This window comes from Rhizobium azibense, from assembly GCF_004342325.1.
Classification (GTDB): domain Bacteria; phylum Pseudomonadota; class Alphaproteobacteria; order Rhizobiales; family Rhizobiaceae; genus Rhizobium; species Rhizobium etli_B.
On record NZ_SMBJ01000011.1, the window covers coordinates 265,651 to 290,739 of the forward strand.

General features: G+C 60.6%; 20 protein-coding genes, 1 tRNA gene, 1 rRNA gene and 3 pseudogenes. 13 read left to right on the top strand and 12 right to left on the bottom strand.

What is annotated here, in order from left to right; all coding sequences use genetic code 11:
- Positions 1-37 precede the first annotated feature (37 nt).
- The 6 genes from EV130_RS26140 to EV130_RS26165 all read left to right on the top strand — a co-directional run bounded on the left by EV130_RS26140 (position 38) and on the right by EV130_RS26165 (position 6,676).
- Positions 38-1,141, top strand: a complete 1,104-nt coding sequence (locus tag EV130_RS26140; protein WP_132662130.1) for a Gfo/Idh/MocA family protein — start codon at positions 38-40, stop codon at positions 1,139-1,141.
- A 67-nt stretch (positions 1,142-1,208) separates the two neighbouring features.
- Complete coding sequence (locus tag EV130_RS26145; protein WP_028055171.1) at positions 1,209-2,225, top strand: aldo/keto reductase; 1,017 nt, start codon at positions 1,209-1,211, stop codon at positions 2,223-2,225.
- Between the two features lie 139 nt (positions 2,226-2,364).
- Entirely contained in the window at positions 2,365-3,087 is a 723-nt protein-coding gene (locus tag EV130_RS26150; protein WP_132662132.1) for an alpha/beta fold hydrolase, read from the top strand.
- Positions 3,088-3,249: 162 nt separating this feature from the next.
- Complete coding sequence (locus EV130_RS26155) at positions 3,250-4,374, top strand: Gfo/Idh/MocA family protein (RefSeq protein ID WP_100771562.1); 1,125 nt, start codon at positions 3,250-3,252, stop codon at positions 4,372-4,374.
- A 308-nt stretch (positions 4,375-4,682) separates the two neighbouring features.
- The gene (locus EV130_RS26160) at positions 4,683-5,357 is read left to right on the top strand and encodes a response regulator (RefSeq protein WP_040115090.1); all 675 of its coding nucleotides are present in this window, start codon (positions 4,683-4,685) and stop codon (positions 5,355-5,357) included.
- A complete protein-coding gene (locus tag EV130_RS26165; RefSeq protein WP_132662134.1) occupies positions 5,354-6,676 on the top strand; it encodes a sensor histidine kinase in 1,323 nt (440 codons plus the stop codon). The genes EV130_RS26160 and EV130_RS26165 overlap by 4 nt, the downstream gene beginning before the upstream one ends.
- Before the next feature lie 131 nt (positions 6,677-6,807).
- Here EV130_RS26165 and EV130_RS26170 read toward each other — a convergent pair whose 3' ends face one another.
- From EV130_RS26170 to EV130_RS26180, 3 genes are all read right to left on the bottom strand, one after another.
- Positions 6,808-7,371, bottom strand: a complete 564-nt coding sequence (locus EV130_RS26170; RefSeq protein ID WP_040115088.1) for a hypothetical protein — start codon at positions 7,369-7,371, stop codon at positions 6,808-6,810.
- A gap of 174 nt (positions 7,372-7,545) precedes the next feature.
- Positions 7,546-8,268 carry a L,D-transpeptidase gene (locus EV130_RS26175; protein ID WP_132662136.1) on the bottom strand — a complete coding sequence of 241 codons (723 nt, stop codon included), beginning with the start codon at positions 8,266-8,268 and terminating at the stop codon, positions 7,546-7,548.
- A gap of 117 nt (positions 8,269-8,385) precedes the next feature.
- Entirely contained in the window at positions 8,386-9,321 is a 936-nt protein-coding gene (locus tag EV130_RS26180; RefSeq protein WP_100771290.1) for a LysR family transcriptional regulator, read from the bottom strand.
- Positions 9,322-10,319: 998 nt separating this feature from the next.
- On the opposite strand from EV130_RS26180, the pseudogene EV130_RS33530 reads away from it, so the two are divergent.
- Positions 10,320-11,403, top strand: a pseudogene (locus EV130_RS33530) (prolyl oligopeptidase family protein); the annotation flags it as partial.
- 276 nt (positions 11,404-11,679) lie between these two features.
- Positions 11,680-12,294, top strand: coding sequence for a prolyl oligopeptidase family serine peptidase (locus EV130_RS33535; protein ID WP_245520123.1), 615 nt, complete (start codon positions 11,680-11,682; stop codon positions 12,292-12,294).
- A 171-nt stretch (positions 12,295-12,465) separates the two neighbouring features.
- On the opposite strand, the gene EV130_RS26195 is transcribed toward EV130_RS33535, so the two are convergent.
- The 6 genes and pseudogenes from EV130_RS26195 to EV130_RS26220 all read right to left on the bottom strand — a co-directional run bounded on the left by EV130_RS26195 (position 12,466) and on the right by EV130_RS26220 (position 14,456).
- Positions 12,466-12,542: transfer RNA gene (locus EV130_RS26195), tRNA-Met, on the bottom strand.
- A 91-nt stretch (positions 12,543-12,633) separates the two neighbouring features.
- A 5S ribosomal RNA gene (rrf, locus tag EV130_RS26200) occupies positions 12,634-12,747 on the bottom strand.
- Positions 12,748-12,845: 98 nt separating this feature from the next.
- Positions 12,846-13,427 carry a dienelactone hydrolase family protein gene (locus EV130_RS26205; RefSeq protein ID WP_132662138.1) on the bottom strand — a complete coding sequence of 194 codons (582 nt, stop codon included), beginning with the start codon at positions 13,425-13,427 and terminating at the stop codon, positions 12,846-12,848.
- 117 nt (positions 13,428-13,544) lie between these two features.
- Positions 13,545-13,685: pseudogene (locus EV130_RS26210) on the bottom strand (transposase domain-containing protein); the annotation flags it as partial.
- 27 nt (positions 13,686-13,712) lie between these two features.
- A pseudogene (tnpB, locus tag EV130_RS26215) lies at positions 13,713-14,010 on the bottom strand (IS66 family insertion sequence element accessory protein TnpB); the annotation flags it as partial.
- Between the two features lie 260 nt (positions 14,011-14,270).
- Positions 14,271-14,456: a transposase gene (locus EV130_RS26220; RefSeq protein ID WP_132662140.1), complete on the bottom strand. Its 186-nt coding sequence runs from the start codon at positions 14,454-14,456 to the stop codon at positions 14,271-14,273.
- Positions 14,457-15,504: 1,048 nt separating this feature from the next.
- Here EV130_RS26220 and EV130_RS26225 point away from each other — a divergent pair.
- Positions 15,505-18,408 carry an ATP-binding protein gene (locus EV130_RS26225; protein WP_132662142.1) on the top strand — a complete coding sequence of 968 codons (2,904 nt, stop codon included), beginning with the start codon at positions 15,505-15,507 and terminating at the stop codon, positions 18,406-18,408.
- Here the strand turns inward: EV130_RS26225 and EV130_RS26230 are convergent.
- The gene (locus EV130_RS26230; RefSeq protein ID WP_245520118.1) at positions 18,392-19,600 is read right to left on the bottom strand and encodes an MFS transporter; all 1,209 of its coding nucleotides are present in this window, start codon (positions 19,598-19,600) and stop codon (positions 18,392-18,394) included. The genes EV130_RS26225 and EV130_RS26230 overlap by 17 nt on opposite strands.
- 185 nt (positions 19,601-19,785) lie before the next feature.
- On the opposite strand from EV130_RS26230, the gene EV130_RS26235 reads away from it, so the two are divergent.
- From EV130_RS26235 to EV130_RS26250, 4 genes are all read left to right on the top strand, one after another.
- Complete coding sequence (locus tag EV130_RS26235; RefSeq protein ID WP_132662144.1) at positions 19,786-20,640, top strand: VOC family protein; 855 nt, start codon at positions 19,786-19,788, stop codon at positions 20,638-20,640.
- Between the two features lie 100 nt (positions 20,641-20,740).
- On the top strand, positions 20,741-21,160 hold the full coding sequence (locus tag EV130_RS26240) for a putative quinol monooxygenase (RefSeq protein WP_132662146.1): 420 nt from the start codon (positions 20,741-20,743) through the stop codon (positions 21,158-21,160).
- 109 nt (positions 21,161-21,269) lie between these two features.
- On the top strand, positions 21,270-21,989 hold the full coding sequence (locus EV130_RS26245; RefSeq protein ID WP_132662148.1) for an SDR family NAD(P)-dependent oxidoreductase: 720 nt from the start codon (positions 21,270-21,272) through the stop codon (positions 21,987-21,989).
- 183 nt (positions 21,990-22,172) lie between these two features.
- Entirely contained in the window at positions 22,173-23,186 is a 1,014-nt protein-coding gene (locus EV130_RS26250; RefSeq protein WP_132662149.1) for an aldo/keto reductase, read from the top strand.
- 956 nt (positions 23,187-24,142) lie between these two features.
- On the opposite strand, the gene tnpB (EV130_RS26255) is transcribed toward EV130_RS26250, so the two are convergent.
- Positions 24,143-24,496, bottom strand: coding sequence for an IS66 family insertion sequence element accessory protein TnpB (tnpB, locus tag EV130_RS26255; protein ID WP_074059689.1), 354 nt, complete (start codon positions 24,494-24,496; stop codon positions 24,143-24,145).
- Positions 24,493-24,888, bottom strand: coding sequence for a transposase (locus EV130_RS26260; RefSeq protein ID WP_237358497.1), 396 nt, complete (start codon positions 24,886-24,888; stop codon positions 24,493-24,495). The genes tnpB (EV130_RS26255) and EV130_RS26260 overlap by 4 nt, the downstream gene beginning before the upstream one ends.
- Positions 24,889-25,089: the final 201 nt, after the last annotated feature.

The window sequence follows — 25,089 nt, forward strand, 5'->3', positions numbered from 1 at the left end:
CCAATGAGCGCTCGAATATCAATGCGGGAGCATAATCATGACAGACAGGAAGTTTCGTGTCGGGATCATCGGCGCGGATACGCAGGCGAGCTGGGCTGGCGCATCACACGTCCCGGCGCTTGCGGCGCAGCCATCGCTGGTGCTGGCAGGCGTGGCTACACGCCGGGAAGATAGCGCGAGGGCTGCGGCCGAGGCGTTCGGCGCCGAACGTTGGTACGCCGATCCCTATGAGCTCATTCGCGACGACGGCATCGACGTCGTAACCGTCGCCGTGAAGGTTCCGGCGCACTATGACCTGGTAATGGCAGCGCTGAAAGCGGGCAAGGCGGTCTATTCAGAGTCACCGCTCGGATCGACCTTAGCGGAAACCGAGGCAATGGCAGCCGCGTCCAAGTCGCTTCATACCGCGATCGGATTGCAGGGCCGCCACAATCCGACTGTGCGCCGCGCCGCGGAGCTGGTCACTTCCGGCAAGCTTGGGCGTCTTCTGTCGGCCCGCGTCGACGCGACGACGTTCGGTTACGGGCCCCAGACGACGAGCAATTATGACTATTTCAACAAGGCCGCGTCGGGCGCGAGTTTCATGACGATCACGAGCGCCCATGTCCTCGACGTGATCGAAGCCGTTCTGGGCAACATCACCGAGGTCGACGCTCGCGTCGCGCTCCTCTGGCCGGAGATCGAGGTCGTCGATACCAGGGAGATTTCGGCCCGCGAGATCCCGGACCATCTCGACCTGATCGCCAAGACAGCGAGCGGAGCGCCGGTGTCGGTCCAGGTGCTCGCCGGCGTTCCGGCCGGAGACGCACGCTTCACTTTCGAGATTCGGGGAAGCGAGGGGCGGCTGACCCTGACCGGCAATCACCTCGCCGGCGCACAGGTCGGCGATCTCAGCCTCACGGCGACCGTCGCATTCACACCACCCGACGCACCGATCGCGACAGGTGTCGGCCCGACCGCCGCGGACTTCTGGGCAGGCGCTGCGATCAACGTCGGGGAAGTCTACGCCTCGCTCGCGCGTGACCTGATCGCAGGCACTTACAAGACGCCGGGATTCGATCACGCGCTTCGCAACAGCCGCTTGGTTGCTGCGGTGGAGCGCGCAGCCCGAACGGGCGAGCGGCAGCGCGATCTCGGCTGACCTGATCATTAAACGGGACCCGGCGTCACGTTCTACGCGCCGGGCCATCAAGACAAGGAGATGTGGTATGCGATTGCGCAAGCTTGGCAGCAGCGGACTGTTCGTGTCCGAGCTCTGCTTCGGTGCGATGACCTTCGGTGGATCGGACGGTCTGTGGGGACAGGTCGGAAAACTGGGGCAGGACGATGCGGATACGCTGATCGGCGCCGCGCTGGATGCGGGCGTCAACCTCTTCGATACGGCCAACATCTATGCGCATGGCCGAAGCGAGGAGATCCTGGGTCGATCGCTCAAAAATTTGGGTGTGGCGCGGGACGATGTGGTTGTTGCGACGAAGGTGGCGTCGTCCATGGGCGATGGACCGAACCGAGGCGGCGCGTCTCGGCTTCACATCCTGAGCGAGTGCCGCGCCAGTCTGCGCCGGTTGGGGCTCGACCATATCGATCTCTACCAGATTCATGCCTTCGACCCGGCGACCCCGATGGAGGAAACGCTGGAGGCGCTCGACACCCTGGTTCGTGCAGGCGATGTCCGCTACATCGGGCTTTCAAACTGGGCCGCCTGGCAGATCATGAAGGCGATCGGCATTACGCGCGCGCGAAATCTGGCGCCGATCACCTCGCTGCAGGCTTATTACACGCTCGTCGGCCGGGACGTGGAGCGCGAGATCGTGCCACTCCTCGCCTCCGAGCAGGTGGGTTTGATGGTATGGAGCCCGCTCGCCGGCGGCTATCTGACCGGAAAGTACGCCGACGGCGGACATCCCGAAGGCGCGCGGCAGACCGAGCTCGACTTCCCGCCGATCGACCGCGTCCGGGGTGAGCCGCTGATCCGCGTCCTCAAGGACGTTGCCTGCAAGCATGATCGCAGTTCCGCGCAGGTCGCGATCGCGTGGCTCCTTAAACAACCGGTAGTGTCGACCGTCATCATCGGCGCCAAACGGGTCGAGCAGCTGCGCGAAAACGTTCAGGCCACAGAGGTCCAGCTTGACCCGGACGACATGGCACGACTCGATTCCGCGAGCCACCTGCCGATCGAGTATCCGGGCTGGCTTCTGAATGCGCCGAGCAATCGCGGTTCGTAATCATTACCTGATCATTGCAGGATATATGGCCGTCGTTCGCCTGGGTTCCTCAAACTGCAACCCCATGTTCCATGTCTGCCAGCTACTGCAACGCGATAGAGGCGATTATCTTCCACACATCGCTCACAAGGAGATATTCATGCCGGCAGTCCTCGTACACGGTGTTCCTGACACCCATCGCCTTTGGGATCCCGTTCGCTCACATCTGGCGCGCACCGATATCGTCGCGCTTGATCTCCCGGGCTTTGGCACGCCGCTGCCGTCAGGCTTCGCCTCGACCAAGGAGGAGTATCTCGACTGGTTGATCAAGCAGGTCGAGCAGATCGGCGAACCCGTGGACCTGGTCGGTCATGACTGGGGCTGCCTGCTGACAGGGCGCCTCGCGTCGGTCCGCCCCGATCTGGTGCGAACCTGGACCGGAATCAGCGGGCCCATCGATCCAGAATACCCATGGCACTATCTCGCCAAGATCTGGCAGGCGCCAGGTGAAGGCGAGCAATGGATGAAGGACCTCGACCTCGAGGAATTTGCGGCGAAGCTCGTCGAGGCGCAGATGCCGCGAGATGCAGCGGATGAATCGGTTCGGCATCTCGATGCCACTATGCGGGCAAGCATTCTCGCACTTTACCGTTCCGCAATCGAGGTCGGCGCGGAGTGGAAGCCGGGTTTGAGCAGCATGACCGCGCCAGCGCTGGTGATCTGGGGCCTGGACGATCCGTTTTTGCCGCACCGCTTCGCCGACGAGCTCGGCAATGCCACACGCGCACGCGCCGTCGTGAAGCTGCGCAGCTCACATTGGCCGATGATAGAGCGTCCGGCCGATGTCGCGCGCGAACTCGAGGCCCATTGGACTCACGTTTAATTACCTGCGTTTGCCTTACTTGGGCTCAAACCCACGCAGCCGCAACGCGAACGGCAATGATTGGTCACCCGCTATGCGCCCAAGCATTTGTCCGGAAACGAAACCATGGTGAAGCAGCACGGCGAGCATTGCCCGGGTTGCACCAGACAGGAGCACGCCTACATGACAAATTCAGCAAACACCCGGATCGGCGTTGGCATCGTCGGCGCCAGTGCTGATCGAGGCTGGGGCGGAATTGCTCACGCCCCGGCGCTGCGGGCGCTCGATGCGTTCCAGATCCGCGCTGTCAGCACGACTCGTATGGAGAGTGCGAACGCGACCGCTAGCCGACTAGGCGCCGATCTTGCCTTTGACACACACCAGGCGCTGGTCCTGCGGCCGGAGGTTGACTTGGTGGTGGTTGCGGTTAAGGTGCCGGAGCACAAGCAGATCGTTTCTGACGCGCTCGCCGCGGGCAAGATGGTCTATTGCGAATGGCCGCTCGCGCGAAACCTATCGGAAGCCGAAGCGCTAGGGGGGCTTGCCCGCGAACGGCAGCTCAAGACGGTCATCGGGTTGCAGGGCGGCCTGCACCCGCCGATCCGCTACCTTCGCGACCTCGTCCGGCAGGGCGTGATCGGCATGCCGCTCAGTACGAGCATCCGAGCGCATTTGGCCGACGCCATGTGGCTCGGCCGATATGACCCGCCGTTCGAGTACATGGCTCGCGCAGAGAATGGCGCCACGCTTCTAAGCATCATGCTCGGCCACGCGCTCCAACCGCTCGCGCACGTACTCGGCGCATTTGAGAGCCTGTCCGCCGTCGTCGCCAATCAGCGAGGCGACGGTGTCCGCCTCTCGGATGGCACGTCCCTCCCGAAGGACGCGCCGGACGAGATCGTCGTCGCCGGCGTTCTCGAAGGCGGGATCGTCACTTCGCTGCACTACAGTGCCGGGCAGTCCGCCGGCTCGGCGATGGTGTGGGAGATCCAGGGCACCGAAGGCAGTCTGCGCGTCGAGACGGCATCGGGCTACATCCACTTCGGCGATGTGACCATCACTTTGCGCCGCGGCAGCGAGCTTGTCCAGCGACTACAGGTCCCGCCCGCATATGCGGCTCCCGACCTGCAACTCGACGCACCCGCGGCTGGTGTCGCCCGCCTCTACGCCCAGTTCGCCGCCGACCTCCGCGATGGAACCGCCGATGCGCCGGACTTCGCGGTCGCGCTCGATCGTCACCGGGTGCTCGAGGCGATCACACAGGCCGCTGAAACGGGTCATCGCCAGCATCTGTCCCACTCAGCGTAGCCAACTCCGATCTCTGAAACCCGGGAAGCGCCCTGATCCGCCCCGCCGTCGCCCATCTACGCGCCCGACCGTAAGGCCGAGCGACCGTGTGAGCACCTGCCGGCTTTCGCGGTACGCTCCAGGTAGACGGCCATGGCGGCTGCGGCGAAGATCGTCATCTCAGCTTTCCGTCGAAGCCCCCAGATACGTGTCAAATCTGGGCAAATCAGGGAAAATGCGGCGTATCGGTATTAGAAAGCTACAACTCGGTGGCAAGAGGGGCTCTTCGCGGATTAACGCGCACCTTCCCACTTTGCGGGAGCACTAGCATGAGGATACTTCTGGTCGAGGACGAGGTGGAGTTCGCCAAAGCAATGCGCGGCGCCCTCGAACGCGATCGCTTCGTGGTCGACTGGGTGACTAGCATTTCGCTTGCCAGTGAAGCATCCCGGTCGCACCTGCACGAGCTCGTTCTGCTTGATCGTACACTCCCTGACGGCGACGGCCTCAGCCTTATTCCGCAGCTGCGGGCAGACAATCCGGGCGTGCCAATCATCGTCTTAAGCGCCCGTGGGGAGTTGACCGACCGAGTAGCCGGGCTCGACGATGGTGCCGACGATTACCTGGTGAAGCCTTTCGACCTGGCGGAAATGCTTGCTCGCATCCGGGCCGTGCAGCGCCGCCCGAACGAACTTGCACCAGACGAGATCGTCGTCGGCGACCTCGTATTCGATATGGCCTTTGGCGAAGCACGGGTTCACGGAACGCAGTTGGTACTGCAAAGGCGTGAAGTTGCAGTACTCACTGCGTTGATTCGGCGTCGCGGGCGCGTTGTCCTGCGCGAGACGATCGAGGAAGCAGTCTACGGCTTCGACGACGCTATCCAGTCGAACACACTCGATTCCCACATCTCACGCTTGCGTCGAAAATTCAGCGAAGCTGGTGCCGGCGTCGAGATTCATACGGTCAGAGGAGTGGGCTATTTGCTCAGGGCACAGGATTGAAGCGCTGTCAGCCATCATTGAAGACGCGCCTCGTTGCAAGGCAGCTGATCCTCCAGTTTCTGACGGTCGCGGCCGCCGCCATCGGCTTCATTATCTTTTTCGTAAATTCGTCTCTTGACGGGATGTATGTCGAGGAGGCCGTCGTAAAAGTCGCGGCAAACTCAATCGTTCGGGATGCGGCTGGAGCACCAATAGTGGAAGTGACGCCCGAGCTGGCGAAGCTTCGAGAGGAGTCGCTGGATCTCTGGTTCGCGGCCCGGCTTAGCGACGACAGTGTGGTTGCCTTCGGCCAGGTGCCGGCGGAGTACGCTCCTCTCGTTCCCCACCTCGACAAACTGTCTTCGGCAGACATGCGCGGGCAGTTCGATCCCTTTACCCTTTCCGCCCTCGTTCGACGGGAATCCGGCCCCGCTGGCGATATGAAGATCATTGCGCATGGTCGGGTCCAACCCTTCACAGCGCTCATCACAATAGCATCCAATCTCGTAGCGACTGCCGTTTTCCTCGCCCTGGCTCTCGTCTCCGTCGTCGTGACGCCAATGATCATCACGCGTGCCTTGGCCGGCGTCATAAAGACTGCGGAGGAAGCAGAGCGGATCGACGCCGGGCGCCGCGGCCTCCGTCTCTCGGAAGACAAGGTTCCACGGGAGATCGGCCCGCTCGTCCGCGCTGTCAATGAAGCTTTCGACCGTCTCGATGAAGGTGATGATCGCCAGAACCGCTTCATCGCGTCGGCCGCTCATGAACTGCGTACGCCGATCGCTATTTTGAGAATGAAGATCGACACCGCGAGCGACAAAGGCCTGCGGTCGCTCTTGCCGGACATATCACGGCTTGCGACGCTATCCGAACAACTGCTTGATCTTCATCGATTGGACAATGGCGCGCCGAGTGACCGGATCGACCTGGTCGCGCTCGCCCGTAGTGTCGCGGCGGATCTGACGCCAGTGCTGATCGCGGCGGGCAAGACCATCGAGGTGTTTGTTCAACAGCCCGGAATGATCATGGGCAATACCGGTTCGATAGAACGCGCGCTCACAAATCTCATCCAGAATGCTGTCGAGCATGGCGGGGACGAGGTGATCGTGCGGGTCAACGGCCCCTCCGTGGAAGTGGAGGATAACGGGCCCGGCATACCGGGAGAGGAACACGAGCGGGTGCTTGAACCCTTTCATCGGCTACGGCCGCGTTCTTCCGGTGCTGGCTTGGGTCTCAACCTGGTCAAACAGGTCGTGGATCACCATAGCGGCCGCATCACGATCGCAGAGTCCCCCAGCGGTGGGGCGATCGTACGATTAGCGTTCACTGCGGTGTCGTGACCGCGGCCGAGCCAATGTTGCCGCAATGTTCCCTGCGCATCTACATGGACGGAGCGCTCTGCCGGGCTGCCTGCATCCATATTCGCGGTCGTGCGCGTTTGCAGTGAGCTGTGGTTGTGCCGCCACTGCGCCTAATCTGATGGCGTGGTGAGAAGCGACAGGTAGCTTTTCGCTCTTTCGGTAAACTCGCGGTCGATGTCGGAGAGGCCCTCAAGCCTTGCATGGCGGGCGTCGATTACCGCTTCGAGGCGATCTGTGATTTCCGGATCCGACGCACGGGCGTGATCGACCAGAGCGCGAACAACAGTTTTCAATACGAAATTCTGTGCGGAGAGTGCCAGCTGTTGTCGTTCACTCTTGTCTCTTTCGATATCCTCCTGCCGGTCTTTTTTCCCCCCTAGTGCTGCCGAATTGCCGCGCTCTTTCTCCCAGTGACGGGCAACGGAGCGGCCCATATAGAGGATCTTCCATGCCGTTTCTGGATCTCCGCCGGTGTTGGTTCTCAAGTCGGCCCCGCACAGGCGCAGGAACAGGTGGCGGAGGACGGCGTCCGCGAAGTAGTCTTGTGGTGATCTGCCGACACCGAGCGACTGAAGTTCATGCCCTGCGGTCTGGGCGGCGCGCTCAATGGCTTCATCGACAGCGGCGGTCAGGGTCTTATCTGCCTCCTGGAATAGGCGGGGCTCTTTCTGCATGCTATCCTCTAACGCCAGCTAGGCTCCTGGGCAGTGGCTCACTTGCGAAGAACCTCCTCCCACTCACGATGACGACGGGAGTAATTGCGGTCCCTTCTCATCAGGCGTCCTCGACTTGCCGTATAAGGCGTTCACAGACCTTCCGGTTCCGCCAAGTGAATCTTATCTCGGAAACTATACCGCCCTGATAAAGGGTTCCTGATGCACGACAATCGGTGCATGATAGGAGACTCGGCCATAAAGGTCGACGATGTCGTGGTTGATCAATCTGACGCATCCGGAAGAGACGCTCTTGCCGATAGACTGCCACTCGGGACTACCGTGCAACCGATATAGAGTGTCTTGCCGGTTCTGGAAGATGTAGAGCGCCCGTGCCCCGAGCGGATTCATGATCCCGGGATCCATGCCACCGTTTGCAACGGAATATATTTCCAGCTCCGGCTGACGAGCGATCATCTCTGCAGGAGGTTTCCATCGTGGCCATGGCTGGCGCCAGTGGATGATACCCTCGCCCTCCCAGGCAAAGCCATCTCGGCCTATGCCGACACCGTAGCGCATGGCCGTACCGCCCTCTTCAACAAGATACAAGAAGCGGTTGGGCGTATCGACGACCACCGTGCCAGCCTTTTCTCCCGTCGGGTCAGCAACACGCTGGCGATAATACTTCGGGTCCATATTCTGGTAGGGGATGGCAGGTATGAAATGCCCTCCGTCCTCGAATGCCGCATAACGAGCTTGAAGCTCAGGATCTGATGAAATTGGCGACGGTGATTGAACCTGCTTCGAGAGCGTCATCTGCTCCGGCGTTCGGTTGTTCGTCGCGCAGCCGGCAAGAGCAGCGGCAGCGGGGCCAAGAAGAAAGGTGCGGCGGGATAAATGATGGGTCACTAGCTGCATAGATTGTACTCACTGGTCTCTAACCGTTGCCAGAACGGGAACATGTCTGGACCAGAAGAACAATTTCGAGCAAGTAATGTCTATCGTTTATGGAGTGATTGCGTCCATAACTGATTGTTATATGACGCATCCTAAATCATCCGCACTTTGGCTTATTCCTTCAATTTCTTTCAGACGCGGCATGACGAAGTCGGTAAAGGCGCGCACCACGGGACGCATGAACTTGTTCGACGGGTAAGCAAGGAACGCCTCGGTCGGCTTCACTGCGTAGGCGGGAAGCACGCGCACAAGCCTGCCTTCGGCGATCAGGTCTGTTACGAGACACCATTGCACCTGTCCGATCCCCCGACCCGCCAGGAGCGTGTTGAGAAGAACGTGAGCGTCATTCGTCCGGAAGACAGGTTTGACTGGAATCTCGATTGTCGGAGATGCAGATCGCATCAGCGGCAACATATTCTTGCCCGACAGGACGACGAAGGTCGAAATTATGCTGAGACTTGACAACTGCTCCGGAGACCTCACCTCGCCGACGCGTTCGAGATAGCTGGGAGCGGCAACGAGAATACGTTGCATCCAGCCGAAGCGCCGGGCAATGACCTCCTGAGCCTCTATCCGGCCATAGCGTAGGGTGAGATCAAAATTCTCATAGATGAGATCGACGGTACGATCGTCCAAGACAAGATCGACGGCAATTTTTGGATACAGGTCCTGAAAATCCAGAAGGATGCCGTGAAGGTGCTTTGAACCGATACAGGATGGCGCGTGAATGCGGAGGTTGCCTTCGATGTCGCCTACGTTCAAGCGGATACCCTCAAGGGCAGCATCGATGGATGCGATCGCGCCGCGGCTTGCCTCGTAAAGTTCCATACCGTGTGCGGTCGGGCGGATATTCTGCGGCGATCGCTCGAGAAGCCGTGCATTCAGATGTCGCTCAAGATTGAGAAGATGTTTTGTAACAGCGGGCTGCGAGATACCGAGATCTCGCGCCGCGCCGGTCATGGAGCCCTTCTCTACTGTTCTGATGAATGCCTTCAGGGCTGCGTTCAAATCCACTTATAACTCCTGGCTATCACATCGGTGATGCCATAACTAAAATGCGAATGTGGCCATGCCGCGACTGATCGTGAGTTCAGAAGCCCGTATTTCGAGGTTTAAGGTCGGGGCCTTTTGGGGGTGAGCTGATTCTCTGCCTCGAACTCAGTCGTGACGACCACTGCAACGTTCCCGAACGTTGTCCGAGGGATGTATGACTAACGCGCCGCGCGCTGATTTTTCTCGGTTGTGTGCTTAGCGCCGGAAAGGCGCTTCCAAGCGGGGATCGGACTGCTCCCATAGCATTTTCCAAACTCAGACAATGTTGCCGCAATCTTCTCCTGCTCTGTGGGGTTTTGGCTGGTCATGGCGGCCGCGGGGCGCCGCTGTGTCTCGCTCGCGTCGCCAACAAACCACCAGCGCTCATTCTCGAAAGGGAGATCAACAGAATGCTGCAACGCCCTTCCATTGACAATCGTCGGCCCGCGGTAACCATCCTCTCCATCGCCCTTCTTGGCCTCGCTTTATCAGCGTGTGTGTCGGCGGAAGAACGGCAGTACAGGGACGCGAATACCTGCCAGAGCTTTGGGGCACCCTACGGGTCTCGCGCTTATACGAACTGCATGCTGGAACAACAGGCGCGGCGCGACAACGCGCGACGGGAGTCGCTCGAGCGGACCCGATTGACGCAAGAGATTGCGAGAGACGCTCAGGTTATGGCCGATCGCGCGCGCTGGGACCGCTGCCGGCGGGATCCTGATCGGCGCGAGTGCAGGCGATAGTCGGCCGCTGATATTTCTGTACGCCGGCTCCACGTCGCCGCGGCAGACGCTGCGGCGCCCGACAACAAGGGGTTCCTCATGAGATTGCTTATCCCGCACTTTTTATGGCGCAGGTCCTCACCCAAGCGCGAGGCACGGCGTTCGTTGCGAACGGGGCTGGCCGCCCTGTCGGCGACAGCATTGGCCATTGCTCTCCTGCCGCAAATTAGCGGGGCTTCCGAAAACAAGGGAAACACGATGACCTATCCGCCCACCGAGCGCACCGACACGGTCGACACGCATTTCGGCACAACGGTTGCCGACCCCTATCGCTGGCTGGAAAGCGACATCCGTCGCGATGGGAAGGTTGAAGCCTGGATTACCAAGCAGAAAAATTTGACCGAAGACTACCTCGCCACGCTTCCAGGTCGCGACCTGTTCAAGCTGCGCCTCCAGGCGCTTTTCGACCACCGTCCTGTATGTCCGCGAGAACGGAACGGATCGCGTTGTAGTCGACCCCAACAGTTGGTCTGAGGGCGGAGCAACCGCGCTCGCCGAATGGGCGGTTTCGCATAACGGCCGCTATCTCGCCTACGCCATCCAGGAAGGCGGCGCCGATTGGCGGATCATACGCGTGATGGATATCGACACCGGCAGGATCCTCGATGACGAGATCCGCTGGGCGCGCTTCACGAAGATCGGGTGGGCGCAGGATGATTCCGGCTTCTTTTACTCCCGCAATGCCGAGCCAGAAGAAGGTGCCGCCTTCGAAGCGCAGGTGCTCGAGCATACCGTCAACTTCCACCGACTTGAGACGCCGCAGTCACAGGACCGTCTTATCCACGCTTCCGACACTGATCAGCCGCTCATCCACATGGCGTTGACGACGGCGGACGGCCGCTATGTCGTGATCTATTCATCGCGGCTTGGAGGCGGCAACGGCATTACCGTCATTGATCTGGCGGAGGGATGGACGCCCGAAACGCTGGTCTCCTCGCTCGATCATGCATGGACCTTGATAGGAAACGTCGGCGCGCGGTTGTTCTTCACCACGCAGGAAGGCGCCGAACGCGGCAAGGTCGTCGCCATCGACTTCGATGCGAAAAAGCCGGCTTTCCAAGACATTGTCCCGCATCGGGACGATGCCGTCATTCTCGGAAGCAATATCGTCGGCGATCGGCTCGTGGTTTCCTACATGGTGGATGCAAAGACGCAGGTCGAGCGCTTCAAGCTGGACGGCACGCGCGATGGTGTTGTTGAACTTCCCAGCACCGGCACGGCTGGCGCCTTCAGGGGGCGGCCTGGCGACAATGAGTCATTCTACGTCTTCAGCAGTCAGGATACGCCAACTACGATCTATCGTTACGACGTGGCGACCAACACGAGCACTGTCTGGACGAAGCCCCGGATTGCGAGCGATCTCGATCAACTCGTCGTGGAGCAGCATTTCTTTGCCTCGAAGGATGGTACACGCATTCCGATGTTCGTCATGAGGCGTAAGGACGTGACAGGCCCGGCGCCGACCATGCTGCACGGCTATGGCGGCTTCGGAATTCCGCTCATCCCATATTTCTCTGCGGAAGCGCTAGCGTGGGTGGAGCAAGGCGGCGTCTACGCCATGCCCAATATCCGCGGCGGTGGCGAATATGGCCGGGCGTGGCACGAAGCCGGGCGGCTAGCGAACAAGCAGAACAGCTTTGACGACTTCATCGCCGCTGCGGAATTCCTGACGCGCGAGGGCATTACGCCGCCCGACGGGCTGGCGATCCACGGCGGATCGAACGGTGGCCTTCTGGTTGGAGCGGTGGTGAACCAGCGTCCGGATCTCTTTGCCGCGGCCTTGCCCGATGTCGCCGTGCTGGACATGCTGCGCTTCCCCCTGTTCACGGGCGGACCGTTCTGGACTCAGGAATACGGTGACCCGGCGGTGCAAGCCGACTTCAAGAACCTTCTGTCCTATTCACCGCTCCACAACGTCCAGGACGGCACGGACTATCCTGCCATCCTGACCACGACCGGCGACACGGACGATCGAGTAGTGCCGGCGCACTCGTTCAAATATGTGGCCGCGCTCCAGGCAGCCGCCCTTGGAAATCGGCCTCGGCTCCTACGCGTCGAAACGAAAGCGGGACACGGAGCGGGCAAGCCGACGGACAAAATCATCGCGCAGACGGCGGACATGTGGGCCTTCGCGGCACACTGGTCAGGCCTGCGCCTCCAAACCGGAAGGTAACCGACGGCGGCGGCCGTCCCGCCTTCGTCGGCAGCGAGTTCGTGGCTCGCTTGGTGTGCGCTTGTTGCTGATGGCGACAAGCGCGCACGTCCATTTCGGGGATTTAGCGTCTGATCGCAGTGCTCTGGCGTGGTGGAGCGCAGTTTTGGGCTATTGTGGGATACTGTAGCGTGGTTGCGGGGGCAGGATTTGAACCTGCGGCCTTCAGGTTATGAGCCTGACGAGCTACCGGGCTGCTCCACCCCGCGTTATTGTTATGAGCGCAAGGGACCGCGTTATTGGGCCGGCATTGTTTTTGGCCGTTTGTGTTGAGAAGATTTAGATTGTTGCGTTTAGCAGACCTGGCGGCGACCGACTCTCCCGCGTCTTGAGACGAAGTACCATGGGCGCTGGGGCGTTTCACGGCCGTGTTCGGAAAGGGAACGGGTGCAGCCACCCCGCCATAACCCCAGGTCAGCGAAGCGCAACGAATTGAGAAGCTGGATTTGGAGCGTAAGCGCTGTTGCGGGACCACCTTTCGGGATTGAGCTCAATCAAAACGTCGGCATGGATCAGACGCGATCCAGGAACTCAAGCACGCGGATGGTGAGTAGCGCGGTCGCTTCTGCGTCGTACGACGGGAGCGAGCTGTCGGCGAAGTAGTGCTGATCGCCGGGGTACAAAAAAAGCTCCGCGTCCTCGACCTTCTCCACGATCTCGCGGGCGGAGTCGATGTCGCCCTCGCCGACGAAGATCGGGTCGTTTTCCATGCCGTGGATCTGGACCGCGACGCCGTCTGGCCAGGGTCCGAAGGCCCACTCGCCAGTGATCGGCAGGCAAGAGTAGAAGAGCAGGGCTCCGCGGGCTCCGGGCCGTATCTGTGCCAGCTTCTGCGCCGGCAGCACACCGAACGAGTACCCGGCATAGACAAGCTCGGGAGGCAGTTCGTCGGCGACGCGGACGCCGCGCTCCCGCATTTCGTCGAATCCGATCTCACCGATGTAGGCGAGACCCTCGTCGATACTCTGGAACGTGCGTCCGTCGAACAGGTCCGGTGTGTGCACGATGTGACCGCCGGCCCGCAAGTCGTCGGCGAACGCGCGCACACCCTGGGTCAGCCCCTGTGCGTGGTGGAACAGCAAGACCTCAGTCATATAGGCCTCCGGGTGAGGTGGTGTGGTGCACGTTCGATCACTCTACAGCGTCATCGCTTCGCCGGAAAGAATGCTGACACGTTATAGGAGTAACGTCTGCGACCCAGGTGACGGCCGTCATGATTCGGCTCGAAGAAGCGGTGCTCTCAGCCAAGCCTTGGGCGTCGTGCTTGCGGCGTAAGTCCAAGGAAGCAGGTCATTGAGTTGGCTGTTCGGATGGCCGTTGACGATTCTGGTGAGGACGTCGGCCAGATAGGCGAGTGCACGGTCATCGCTCGGCGCATGCACGCGTTTCCAGTCCAGCCCCTCGAACAACGCCGAGAACTGGGCGGATGTCAGATGCATTGCGCCGTCCTGCATTCGGGGCCAATGGAACTCGCCATCTTCCAGCCGCGCCGCTGCCATCCCAGAAGATCAGCTTGATGCGGTCTGTGCGCTTGGCTCGGAACACATAGATTGTACCGGAGAACGGGTCGGCTCCCATTTCTGCTTTCACAAGCGCAGTCAGCCACTCTGCACCTTTGCGGAAGTCAACAGGCTGGGTAGCGATCATGACCTTTACTGCGCCGGATGGGCCAATCACCGTTGCGCCCTCAATGCCTGAATGACGGCGGCAATTGTCGCTGCATCAGTGCCGGATGCTATCCGCACCGTCGCCCCGTCTATCTCCAGCACAATCGCCGCATCACCAGTGGCCATCCTCGGAGCGCTCGAGCCCTGCATCTTGCTCGCCCCTCCGTTCTTGGGCGGCACGACAACTGCAGGCGCGAACATCGGTAATTTGTCGAGCTCCGGCAATGTATCGAGCGTTTTACGGGCAAGTCGACGCCAAGTGAGCAACTGTTACGACGTCAGACCATGAAGTCGCGCAACCGCGGAAACCGTCACTCCTGGCTCATAGCTTTCCGCGACAATCTGAGCCTTCTGCTCGTCGCTCCATTCACGCCGACGGCCACTGCCGGTAAAGACTTCGAACCGGCGTACAGGCTCATCTTCCTTGGAGTTAAGCGTAAGCTCTGAAATCGACATATGTCCAAGCCCTCTTTCCGAGCTCTAACATCGTCAATCACACGCTGATCCGGAAGGTGGGGTCAAAACGCCGCTTACTTTGGAGCGAACTGGACAGGAGCTTTATGCTTCGCGTTTTCCGGCCGCCAGAACGCACAAAGCCCGCCGTGTGGCGGGCTTTTTGTGTATCTGGTTGCGGGGGCCTGAGCCGATGGAGACTTGTCAATTCTGCTAGTTAAGCAGGGCATTGGCGGAAAAAATTCCCCTTCTACGCCTACGTCCCGCATGCACCGCCAACAGCGCCCCATGACCCGGCATGACATGCTTCAGCCCCAAGCCGCAGGCGCTCACTCTCCGGCAACTGTTCCACGCGTGCCTATGCTGATCAGCGACGCCGACAGGGCCATAATCAGCCGCCTGCCAAGCCAGCAACATAGCGCGGAGGTGCAACGAAGCGGACTGGCCGCGTCCAACCTAGTGCCTCCCGGCGACGCCCCACCCATCGCCGACATCAGCCGCAAATCGAAATCTCCATAGCCTTCGCCCGTGGCCCGCGGGTTCCTTCCTCGGGCACTTTCGTACGCCTGCCGGCGCCCGAAACTCTTCACGGAAGCAGAATGGCTGCTTTTCTGCAGGCAGTCAGAGAAAGCGGGCCTTCAAATCGATGATGCGAGCTTGGAACGACGGCTCCTCGGATGACGCTTACGCACTACCTTAACACGGAATACCGGTTCCAAATACACACTGCGCAATCCAAGGTGTACCGCTGGCCGCAACTAATCCCACGGCTCGAGGACGCCAAGTAAGCGCGCGAAGCCTGGGCACGCCACCTGCGGCAGGCCACTGCGCCCCGCGGCCTTGCGAAAACCGATGCCAGATGCGTTGATGACCCGTCGCGGCGTCATGGCCGCCGAGCACTTATCCATCGGCAGGGGAACGGCCATCATTGCTGAGCAATCAGTGATGTATTTCGCATGTAAGAGCGGCTATGGTCCGGACGTGTGAGCTCTCGTGAAACGATCGTTCACGTATTCAGAAAACCTTTGTGTTTGCATCCGGAGCTTCGGCCGTGCTTTCGTATTCCTTCGGTCCGTATGTATTTGTGCCAGAGCGGCAGTCGCTGTGGCGGGATCACACGGCCGTTCGTGTCGGCAGCCGCGCCCTCGAAATACTGGCGGCTCTGATAGAGCGTCCCGGCGAAGTGGTTGGCAAGGCTGAGCTTATTTCGCGTGCCTGGCCGGATACCTTTGTCGAGCAAAGCAATCTCAAGGTGAATGTTGCAGCTCTTCGTCGGGCGCTGGGCGACGCTCCGGACGGCACGCAGTACATAGCGACGGTGAGCGGCCGTGGCTATCGTTTCGTGTTTCCCGTAAGTGTTTCCGGGCAGAGTGCCGCCGCCGTCGCGGCGAAGTTTCAGGGTGGCCGCGCGAATAACCTTCCGGTTTCGACAACCCGTCTGGTGGGAAGAGACCATGCCATTGATGCGATCCGGGCCGCCCTTGAGGCATCGCGCCTCTTGACGATCGTTGGCCCGGGTGGCGTTGGCAAGACGAGGCTGGCTCTCGCAATCGCTGGTCGACTGACCGCAGCCTATGAGCATGGAGTATGGTTCGTTGATCTGGCGACGGTGAACGATGCGACGCTCGTACCGACGTCGATCGCAACGGCCTTGGGATTGAGGGTCCACTCGGCGAACATCAAGGCGGCGATCGCCGCCTTCGCGGCCGACCGTAAATTCATGCTTGTCCTTGACAATTGTGAACATGTTATCGAAGCGGTTGCCGCCTGCGTGGAAGCGTTGCTGGCTGCTGCAGCAAGGGTGCGGATCCTCGCCACAAGCCGCGAACCGCTACGGCTTCTCGGAGAACAGGTCTATCGCCTGCCGCCGCTGGAAACACCGCCCAAGGTGTCCAGATTGTCCGCGGGCGAGGCTTTGGCGTTCCCTGCAGTCGAGCTCTTCGTCGAGCGCGCAGCCGGAAGCCGCGGCGTTTTCGTGCTTGAGGACGGAGATGCGCCGGTCGTGGCCGAGATCTGCCGCAGGCTCGACGGACTGGCCCTAGCGATCGAACTTGCCGCGCCTCGACTGGATGCGTTCAGCACAAGCGAACTCCTGGGCTTTCTTGCCGATCAATCCCCTGTGTTGAGCGATAGGCGGGGCGGCGACACTCGCCATCACACCTTGGCTGCGACACTAGACTGGAGTTTTGGCCTGCTCGCCGAGCCCGAGCGAGTTCTGCTGCGACGCCTCTCGGTTTTTGCCGGCGCCTTCAGTGTCGAATCCGCTTGCGTCGTAGCGGTCGACAAGGGTCGTGCCCGATCCGAATGCATTCACGCCATCGCCAACCTCGTTGCGAAATCCCTTGTCTCGATCGAGAGAGGAGAGTTTGGGACGCTGTACAGATTGCTCGATACGACCCGCAGTTACGCACTGCAGAAACTCGCAGAAAGTGGCGAACTTGACCTCCTGCGCCAGCGCCACGCGGAACATCTCCTCGAGCTCGCCGAACGAGCCGAGGCCGAATGGAAAATTCGGCCGACTGCCCAGTGGCTCGCTGAATACGGGCGCAAGATGGACGATATCCGCAGTGCTCTGGGCTGGGCATTCTCCGGGAACCGCAGCATTGCCATCGGCGTAGCGCTCACTGTGGCTGCAGTCCCGTTTTGGGAACATCTATCGCTCGTGGAGGAGTGCCGCGTCAGGGTCGAAGGAGCACTCAGCAGTTCCTTTGCCAATTTCCGTGGGGTTCGCGACGACATGAAGCTGCAGTTTGCCTATGGCACGGCGCTGCTTCATACACGCGGCCCGCTACTGGAGGTCCAGGCAGCGTGGACCACAGCGCTCGGCTGCGCAGAGTCGCTCCACGACACCGACTACCGGCTCAGATGCCTCTGGGGATTGTGCGACTATTTCACATGGACGGGCGACCATCGCTCGGCCCTTGCGATTGCGGAAAAGATCAGAGTGCTGGCAACGGATCGTGGCGACGTCAATGCCCGCAATAATGTCGACAGGCAGACGGGGACCGCTCTGCGGTACCTGGGCGAGCTTGGTGAGGCGCAGCGTCACCTCGAACGAATGATCGCCCGATACATTCCGCCTGTGGCTCGCTCGGACATCGCGCGGTTTCAGTTGGACCCGCGATCGGCGGCGCGTGGAACTCTTGCGAACGTCACCTGGCTGCAGGGGCATCCAGAAAGGGCGGTTGCCATGGCGCAGCGTCAATTGGAAGAGGCGCGGGCGGCGCAGCACGCCCTCGCGCTCTGCAATGCCGTGGTCCACACGACCTGCCCCATCGCGCTGCTGACGGGAGACCTCGCCGCCGCGGAGCGCCTGCTTGTCGGCATCGAAGCTCATGTCGCGGAACACGCGATGACAGTTTGGGCCGCCATGAGCCGATGCCTACGCGCGGAGTGGCTCCTGCAAGGTGACGATGCATCTGGACTGCCAATGTTGAGAAGCGCGCTCGATGAGCTTCTTGCGGTGCATTTCCGTATGCGGTGCCCATTCTACATGGGTTTCTATGCTGCGGCACTGGGGACGCATGGAGACGTTGATGCAGGGAGAACCGCCATCGATGAGGCAATCGCACTTTCGGCATCAACTGGCGAGACTTGGTGCATGCCGGAACTGTTGCGCATAAAGGCGGATTTGTTGAGCACGGAAAGCACCCACCGGACGGCAGAAGCCGCCGAAGCACTTTATATGCAAGCTCTCGATCTGGCGCGGCGCCAGGGCGCGCTGTCATGGGAACTGCGCGCGGCAACGGCTCTGGCCGAGCATTGGCTTCGGACGGATCAAGGCGCAAAGGCTGCCGGAGTTCTGGCGCCGGTCTACCGACGTTTCAAAGACGGGTTCGCCACCTGCGATCTTCTCAAGGCGCGCACGCTTCTCAATGGTTTGGGAGACGCCGGCAAGAGACGCGTTGCCGTCTTCGATGCTACGAGCGGCAAGGTATCTAATCCTGGGCAGTAAGCGATCGCGTTCGACGATCCAGGATCAGCAACACTGGCGCGATCAGGGCAATGCCGGCAAAGATCGTGAAAGCCTCGAGGTAGCGGGCGCCTTCGGCGGCCGCGATGTGTAACGAGGCCGGTCCGAGACCCGCGCCAAACGTCAAAGCCATGTAATTGATGCCGAAGAGCTTGCCGAAGCTTCGCATCCCGAAACGTTTCGCCAGAAGATAGCCGATCGCGTCGCCCTCCGCTCCGGTGGCGAGGCCGAAAAAGACGGCACTGAAATAGACCGGGATCAGGCCCTCGGAATTCAACAGAATAAGATGGCCGACAACGGGCGACAGAAAGGCCAGGCTGGTCAATGGGACCGGGGGAAATCGATCAAGCAAGGCCCCGAATCCGAGACGCATGACAATGAAGGACAAACCCACAAAGCTCATGACCAATGCCGCCGTTGGCGGATCGGCTCCGCGATCCGCCAGCACGACGGGAAGCGAGATCGACCCGGCCGCAGCAGCGAAGTAGTTGAGAAAAAATGCGCCCAGCATCAGCCAGAAGCTTGCTGTCTCCACCGCCTGGCGAACAGTGCAGCCCTCGATCTCCGCGCGATCGACCTTCTGAACGACGGGTGGATCACGAATAACGAAAAGTGCGACCGGAAGCGTAATTGCCATCGCTGTCAGGCCGGCCGCGATGAAGGCAACGCGCCAGCCCCACTCGCTTATCAGAAACGCAAGGGTCGGAGGAACCGTCGCGATTCCAAGCCCGACGAAGGAAAGCATGACACCCAATGCCAGGCCGCGCCGGGCGGTGAACCATCCGACCACCACATAGGTATATGGCACCCCGGTCTGTGCGGCGCCCATCAGGCTCGCCACGACCACCGCCACGATAAAGGCGGTGAGGTTCTGCGACACGATCCCGATGCAAATCAGGCCGAGCGCCATCAACACGGATGAAAAGGTGAGCACCCGCCGCGGGCCGAAGCGATCCGTCAGGGCCCCCACCACCGGCGACATAAGGCCATTTACGATGGCTATCGGTGCGACGACCGCAGCCACAACGGTCCGGTCCCAGCGCGTGTCCTCCGTGATTGGCACAATGAAAACGCTGAAGCCGTAGATCAGCACGATGCCGATGCTCAGATACATCCCCGCGCCGGAACCCAGCACGATCGCAATCCGTCTAGTCCGCCCCGCCGTCGTGTCCATATCCTCTGCGAGCCCTTGTTGGCGCCGTTCCCTGGAGGCCGCAGTCCCCTCACAACAAGACACCGGATCGTCGGCATCGTGTTAACCGGATCACTGCTCGATTCACTAAATTTCCCCGATATTAACCAGCCTAGCAAGCGCGACTGCATTAGAATTTGCCTATTCACGAACAACTGGAGGCAACAATGTCGCACGAGCAAGAGATCTCTATCCAACCGGAGGACCCGGATCGTCGCGCCGTGATCTGTGCTGCCGGAACCATTGCCCTCGGTGGAATTGCCGCCGCTCTCGCGGGCCATGGAACAGCGTCCGCCCAGGATACGCCGGTCACAACCCGCGATCCGGGTTCGCTGGGTGCCCGGCTCCAGGGCGTTCAGCATTTCGGTCTCACCGTGCAGAACATGGAACGCGCGTACGAATTCTACACTGCAGTGCTCGGTGGCACAGAAGTCTTCCGACACGGCGACTTCCAAGGCGACGCCGTCCAGAACACGCTGCTTGCAGATCAGGAAATCCTTGCCAATGAACTTGGTGTCAATCCGCGAACGATCGGCGTTCCGGATCTGAGGGGCGGTGCACAGCGTCTCGATGTGCGGTTCATCCAGTTCGATAACGTCGTCATCGAACTGCTTCAGTATCGCGATGCCGACCAGCCGATGGGCGGCCCCAAGGCGTTCGCCGAGCCGCTGGAGCACATGAGTCCGGCTTTTCCGCGCATGATGCACATCTGCTTCTACGTTCGCGACGATGTCGACTTCAACCAGTTCATCGCCGATCTCGAAGCAGAATCCGCCAAGCGTGGCATGACACAGGTACGGGCAAACCGCATCATTCGCGTTTCGACGGAGGAGGAACGAAAGGCGACCCCCCTCAGCGCCAACACCAACAAGGTTACGGTTGCGCCCTCGGACGGCTGGGAGTTGATCTACTGCAAGGGCCCGGAGGGCGAACAGCTCGAATTCGTCAAGGCGCTCGGCCCGGTGAAAAAGCGGTTCGCGGATGCTCTGTCTGCGCATTTGCAACTTGCCAGCGCCAATTGAAGGCAACCTGCAAGCACCGCCAGATTTGCCAGCCGGCAGCCGGCAGCCGGCTGCGGCTACCCGCCATCTCACCACGCCCGACGGGAGAAGGAGAGACGACATGATGACAACGCTCAGGCTACAGACGTCAGCCATCCTGCTTGCAGGTTCGATTTTCAATGCCGGCGGTGCTATGGCACAGGAAGGCCCGGGCCAAGGCTACGCTAAGGTCGACGACGGAGCCTATTCAGTCGTTGCCGAGGTTCGCGCCAAGCCGGGCAAGGAGGCTGAACTGCGTGCCATTACGCTGCCACTCGTCGAGCTCGTCCGCGGCGATCCAGCCAATCTCGTCTATTTTCTCCAGGAGAACCGCGAGACCCCCGGGCACTTCATTTTCTACGAGATCTTCGCCAACGAAGCCGACTTCGAGGCTCACAATTCCATGCCCTATGTGCAGGAATGGTTTGCCAAGCTTCCGGATCTCGCCGATGGCGGAGTGAAAGTGATGCGAATGGAAATACTTGCGCCGACCGGCAAATAGGTCATGCCCCATGGTTGCATGGGGCTTACGAAGGCCGCGTCGCGGTTTCCAGCATCGAAACTGACCCACTTTACCAAGCCGGACCATCAAACCGGAAAGGAGTTGCGATATGAGACTTCAGGGCAAAGTTGCATTGGTTACAGGTGCCGCAGGCGGCATCGGTTTCGCCGTCGCGGAACTGTTCGATCGCGAGGGTGCCATCGTCGTCGCCACAGACGTCAAGCCGCCCGAAAAGCCGTACCCTGGGGCCATCGAAGCGATGACGCATGATGTTACCAGCGAAGAGCAATGGGCAACGATCGTTGCCGCGGTCGTCAAGAGGCATGGGCGTCTTGACGTGCTGATAAACAATGCGGGGATTATCGCATATGAGCCCTTGGACAAGCTGGAGATGAAGGAGTGGCTGCAGATGATTGCGGTCGACCAGACCGGCGTTTTCCTCGGGATGCGCGAGGCGGTTCGCGTCATGCGCAAGCAGCAGACCGGCTCTATCGTCAACATCTCGTCGATATGGGGCAGTGCCGCGGTTGCGGGTGCACATTCCTACCATGCCGCCAAAGGTGCTGTCCGGAACATGTCGAAAAACGCGGCGATGACCTACGTCTCCGACGGAATCCGGGTCAACTCCGTGCATCCGGGTTTCATTCATACGCCGCTCACGGACGCGCAGGCACCCGACCTGAACGACGCCGTCATCGCGACGACACCGATGAAACGCGGCGGCAAGCCGATCGAGATCGCCTATGGTTGCCTTTTCCTTGCCTCCGACGAGGCCAGCTACATCACCGGCACCGAATTGAACATCGACGGTGGTTACCTCGCCCAATAGCGCTGGCGACGGGTGCAAGGCATAATCGGATCGGGCTTGTGTATCGTCGCGCCGCGTTCGGCGCCACCGACAACATCGGGATCCCTGGACGCCTACCGATCTCGGATTTGCCCGTTATCTTTTGCCATGGACCTCGGTACTGAATCCGCGGTCAGGATCAAAAACCAGCAAAGGATCGAAACGATGACTCTCAAAGATATATTACCAAGTGAGCTCGGATTCGGCGCGGCTCCGCTGGGCAACATGTTCCGCAACATTCCGGAACCGGAAGCGCTCGCGACCGTAGAAGCAGCCTGGAATGACGGTATCCGATATTTCGACAATGCACCCTTTTATGGGGCTGGCCTGGCGGAACTGCGCATGGGTGAAGTGCTTGCCGGAAAACGCCGCGATGAGTTCGCCATCAGCACCAAGGTCGGCCGAATAATCCTTGACGAGATCGAGGATGTCACCGCGCGTGATCTTGGCGAGAAGGGAAACGTCTTCAAGTACGGCCGTCCCAACAGGATCGTCAACGACTATTCGGCAGACGCGACGCTGCGTTCGATCGAGGACAGCCTCAAGCGGCTGAAGACCGATCGTATCGAGATCGCCTTCGTCCACGACGTCGCCCAGGATTTCTACGGTGACGAATGGCTCGACGTCTTTGAAACCGCCAGAAAGGGGGCTTTCAAGGCGCTCGATCGGCTGCGCGACGAAGGCGTGATCAAGGCCTGGGGTCTCGGCGTCAATCGCGTCGAGCCGATCGAATTGCTGTTGGCGCTTGAGGAGCCGCGACCCGACGGATTCCTGCTTGCAGGTCGCTACACCCTACTTGATCACGACCGCGCGCTGCAGCGGGTAATGCCGACCGTTGCAGAACGCGGTTTGGGCATAGTCGTCGGCGGCCCATACAGCTCCGGCGCGTTGGTCGGCGGTCCGAACTTCGAGTATGCGCCGGCAACGCCGGCAATCCTCGACAAGGTTGCGCGGATCAAGGCAATCGCAGAACGCCATGGGGTCAGCATGAAGGCGGCTGGCCTGCAGTTTTCGCTCGCCAACCCGGCAGTGGCTGCCGTTATCCCCGGAGCGAGCCACCCGAGCCGACTTGCTGAGGACCGTGCCGCGCTCGAGGAACGCGTGCCTGCCGACTTCTGGCGTGGACTGCGCGAGGCTGGATTGGTCAATCCTGGGGCTCCGTTGCCGATCGACGACTGAACAAAGCCGTTCCATCGAATGCCTCGCTCGTGCGGGCGGGGCCCTGGTGCGCCGGATTCCCGCCAGAAACGCGTCATACGCGGCACAGCGAAGCCGAGTTTCGCGGGGTTGCTCGATCATCGCTCAACAAGCGACACCAGTTTTCCCGAGACTTAACTTCGCTTAACAGTGTGGTTCGCCCCCATGACATTAGGCTCTGACAGGAAGTGCGCTTTGAGGGCCAAACCACCCCATGACCCATGTAGAGCCGCCGAGCAAGCTTGACCGTCCATGTCGACGGCGCCACGATCCAGCCGTCCCGGGACATTGAGTGCAAGAAAGGTCCCGGTTTCGCGATCTGCACCGGCCGCATGCGCGGAGATGTTCTTCGCGTGGTTCGCCTTCGACGACGAAGGCGAACCACGACAGAAAGGACCAATCATGTCGCGTACAGCACAGCACAAAAACGACACCTTCAAGCTCTTCCAGTCTGAGGGGATCTCCGGGATATCCTGGCTTTCCCCTTTGGCAACTTGAACGCTGCCGGCTGCATTCCGTCGGACACACTCCGGGTTCGAAAGACCCCGTAAAATGCAAGGTGGCTGAGGCTGCTTCCTCTACCGGAACAGTTAAAACGCGTTACCTTCATGATGTCGACAACGACACCAAATCCCGGCTTTATCCCGGGCCGGGCGTTATCTCGTCGATCACCGGCGTGAGTTTGTCTGAGGCGCACAATGCAATCCGCGAGGTGCGCTACGGCTCGCGGTGGCTCGACTTCCCGCGCACTCCTCCGATCAAACGAACCCGTGACGGGGAGATCGAGGAGGCACTGCGCCTGTTTGGATATGACGGATACTGGCGCCGGCTTCCTGATCGGCCGACGTTCGCTGCTATCTTAATGGCAGAACCGGAATGGAGCGTGATCATCCCTGCGTCGTGTTTCTCGAACACGGTGCTGATTCAATCCGCCGCACTTATCCGGCAAGCTGCGGACGTCGCTGTCGCTCGGACCGTACGAGCCGCCAATCGAGCCCCTCGAACAGGGCTGCAAACTGAACCGGCGACATCCGCATCACGCCGTCACGGACCTGTGGCCAGACGAATTTGGTCCCCTCCAACCGCTTATGGATCAGCACCAGACCGGTCTTATCCCAGACCAGGATCTTGAGCCTGTCGGCCCGCTTCGAGCGGAATATAAACGCTGCGCCACTGAAAGGATCCAGTCCGAATATTGGTTGCACCAGCGCTGCCAAACCATCGTGCCCCTTACGAAAGTCGATCGGCCGCGTCGCCACGTAAACCCGAAGAGCATCTCCGCCCGCAATCATCGTGCCATCCGCGCGGCCCGGATGACGCGTGCCAGATGAGCTTCCTCAGCGTCTCGACCAGCGCGGACAATGACGTCTCCGACAACGACATCAACAATAACCCTGCCTGTAGGAGGTTCATCAACCATCAATGTCGCAAAGGCAGGCGCCGAGGTTGAACGCCCATCCACCGCAAGACGGCCATCCTGCAGGTGCTTGCGCCAATCATAAATCTGCCAGCGGGTTACGCCATAGCGACGGGCAACTTCCGAAACACGTGCACCCGCAACCAAGCTCTCCGCCGCAATCCTCATCTTCTCTGCATCCGTACGTCGGCGACGGCCGGTCGGCCCCTCGATCACATCCATCCGTCCGACATAACCAGCGTTCGAGACGTCCAAATGGACGTCCATTTTGCTGTCTCTCGACATCCAGTCACCTCCAAACAAACAGAGGATCTTCTGACATCTTCAGCCCATTCCGAATAGAAGGGGATCAGGTAAGCGCTTACTTTGGAGCGTAAGCATGCGGTGAAGGCCGCAGATCAGGCAGCTTCGTGGGCTTGTGCGGTGGGCGAGCTCCAATTCCATGGAAGCAATTCTTCAAGCCTCGTG